1 protein-coding gene is annotated in these 3376 nt (G+C 43.3%); it reads left to right on the forward strand.

The genetic code is table 11. The features are described from left to right. Positions 1-11: 11 nt before the first annotated feature. On the forward strand, positions 12-3296 hold the full coding sequence (locus tag QNM16_RS16660; protein ID WP_284021551.1) for a type I polyketide synthase: 3285 nt from the start codon (positions 12-14) through the stop codon (positions 3294-3296). Positions 3297-3376 lie beyond the last annotated feature (80 nt).

The following is a 3376-nucleotide window of genomic DNA, read 5'->3' on the forward strand; positions in this document are numbered from 1 at the left end:
AGGAAATGACTATGTTTGACCAAGTACAAGATAACGAAGAACAACAAGAAATGAACGAAGACATAGCAATTATTGGCATGGTAGGGCGCTTCCCTGATGCAGATGATGTAAATGAGTTTTGGGAAAACTTAAGCCAAGGTGTTGAGTCAGTAAAAATAGTGACTGGTGATATGCTACGAGAGCGAGGATTTGGCGAGTTTGTTGATAAAAACCCAAACTATGTGAGCTCTGAAGCCTCTTTGTCAGATGATATTGTGAGAAAATTTGATGCCAGCTTTTTTAATATTTCGCCAAGAGAAGCTGAGATTATGGACCCTCAGCATCGATTATTCTTGGAGTCTTGCTGGGACCTATTTGAGCAATCTGGCTACAGTATGGAGCAGTACGATGGCCGTGTTGGGGTGTTCGGTTCAACTGGGTTTAGTGGCTACTTAGAAAGTAATTTATTACCAAATAGAGATTTGTTGCAGCAAGTTGGTAGTTTCCAAACCCAATTAGGTAATGATAAAGACTTCATCGCAACGCGCGTGTCATACAAAATGGGCTTTACTGGTTCGAGTATGAGTGTCAGTACGCTGTGCTCATCAGCTGCGGTAGCGATCCATATGGCCAGAGAAAGCCTTCTTAACTATCAAAACGATATCGTGTTAGCTGGTGGTGTGAATATTTCCGTATCAACGTCAGACTCTTTGTATTATCAGGAAGGAGGGATCGGCGCAAATGATGGTAGTTGTAGAGCCTATGATGAGCGTGCATCAGGTACGGTCGCTGGCAGTGGGTTAGGGATTATTGCTCTAAAACGACTTGAAGATGCCCTAGATGATGGTGACAACATCTTAGCGGTAATTAAGGGGTCTGCGATTAATAACGATGGTTCGGATAAAGCGAGCTATACAGCGCCATCGCCAGAAGGTCAGGCACAAGTTATTGCTGAAGCGCTTGCCGTCTCAGATGTTAACCCAGAGACCATCACCTTTATTGATGGCCATGGAACTGCGACGAATATTGGGGATCCAATTGAAATTTCAGCATTGACTAAGGCATATCGTCAATACACAGATAAAAAGCAGTATTGTGGCATTGGTTCTGTGAAAACGAATATAGGTCACCTTGTAACTGCGGGTGGCGTTGCAAGTTTGATCAAAATGGTACTGTCATTACAGCATAAAAAAATGCCCGCCAGTCTTAATTTTGAAAAACCAAACCCTAAAATTGACTTCGCGAACAGCCCATTCTACGTCAATGATAAAATGCAAAATTGGGAAGTCGATGGCATCCCTAGACGCGGTGCTATTAGTTCGTTTGGTATTGGCGGTACAAATGTTCATATTATTTTAGAAGAGGCTCCACAGGTTGAGCACAGTGATGAACCTCAGGCTCCACAAGCCATTTTATTGTCGGCCAAAACTGAATCAGCACTGATCAAACAAAAGCGCAATTTGCTGCATTATTTGTCAGTCAATCCAGGCGTGTCGCTGGCAGATTTGGCGTATACACTAAAGGTTGGTCGATGTGCGTTTGAGCATAAGTTCTTTACAGTGTGTAACTCTGTTACAGAACTAAAGCAGCAGTTAGAATCGGTTGATTCTGCGCTCACAGCTGTGCGCAAGCAAAAGCCGACTGACAGAAGTGTGTGTTTTATGTTTCCGGGTCAAGGCACTCAATATCCCAAAATGGCTGCTAATTTATATTCGACTCAGGTGGTATTTAAGGAAGCATTTGATAAGTGCCGTACTCTAGTCTCAAAATATGCACAAATTGATTTACATGATGTGCTATTTAATGATGCAGAGGGGCAAAGTGAAGCCTTACAAAATACCCAATTAGCACAGGTTGTGTTGTTCAGTGTTGAATACGCGCTTGCTCAGTTATGGCGCGACCAAGGCATTGAACCTGATGCGATGATTGGACATAGCTTAGGGGAGCTATCAGCTGCGTGTATTGCTGAGGTATTTTCACTTGAAGATGGTATCAAAATCGTTTGTGAACGCGGTCGTTTGATGGCACAGCAAGCCCCTGGTGTGATGCTATCAGTGGCGCTGTCACGAGAGGCACTTGATCCATATTTATCAGACTCGGTTGAACTGGCGGCTGAAAATGGGCCGACTGCTTGTGTGTTATGTGGTCCGCAAAACGAGATAACATCAGTTGAAACACAATTAACAGCTGCGGGTATTGGTAGTCGCAGGTTAAAAACGTCGCATGCATTCCACTCAGCTTCAATGGTGCCTGCGCAAAAGGCATTAGAAGCATTTATTGAACAAGTAGATTTAAAAGCACCTCAAATTCCATTTGTATCTAATGTCACGGGTGATTGGATCACGAATGAGCAGGCACAAAGTGCCGCTTATTGGGGGAAACAGTTACGTAATACGGTTGAATTTGCGCGCTGTGTGAACTTGGTTGCTCAAGATCCTGATTGTATTTTCCTAGAAGTTGGTCCAGGTAAAGCATTGAGTACGTTTGCTATCATGTCTGGTCACAATAAAGAGTTAGTGATTGATACTTTACCTACGCATGCTGAACCGCAACTAGACCGTGAGTTGATGGTGATGGCTGAGGCTAAACTGTGGGGCACGGGGGTTAAAGTAGATTGGCAGGCGCGCTATCAAGGACAAAGTAGAAAGCGCATGCCATTACCAACATATCCATATGATAGAAAAACATATTGGGTAGACGCAATTCCTTATGGACAAACTTCTGCCACGAAGGAGTTAGCGTTTTTAGATAAGACCGCATTAGATAATTATTGTGGCACTCACCAAGACTCTGCAAATGTATCAATGTCATTTAAGTTAGATGGCACTGTGCCGTCGAGTGAGGTGAACACTGATAAATTATTTGCTCTGCGTGAAGAATTACAGGCTCTGCTAGACAAGCACCAGCTAGATTTCGACATCTCTCCAGTTATGGTTGCTCAAGCAACAAAAATGAGTGCAGCAGGTAATATTGAGCAGGTAGAAGAGCTGGATTCAGGTGGAACTCTTGGTACTTCTAGCCGAGCACCATCTAGTGAACTAGAAAAAGCGTTAATTAAAGATTGGGAATTAGCATTAGGGACTTCTCCAATAGGTTTAGATGATAACTTCTTTGACTTAAATGGGCACTCGTTGATCGCAGCGACGCTGGTCAACAAAATTAAGCAAAGTTACGGTGTTGAGGTTGGATTACGAGATTTTCTTGATGAGCCGACAGTTGCAGGCGTTGCAGGTGTTATTCAGACAAAGCAGTGGCTTGAAGAGCAAGAGCACCAGACAGAATCTGACGCACAAGACGAAGACACACTCATTCTTTAATCATTTAATACCTATCAAAAGCGTCGTGCCATAAACCTAATTAGGTACGACGCTTAACAGCTTTTACGGACTACTTTTCG

The sequence above is a fragment of the Pseudoalteromonas umbrosa genome, from assembly GCF_030125375.1.
Lineage (GTDB): Bacteria > Pseudomonadota > Gammaproteobacteria > Enterobacterales > Alteromonadaceae > Pseudoalteromonas > Pseudoalteromonas umbrosa.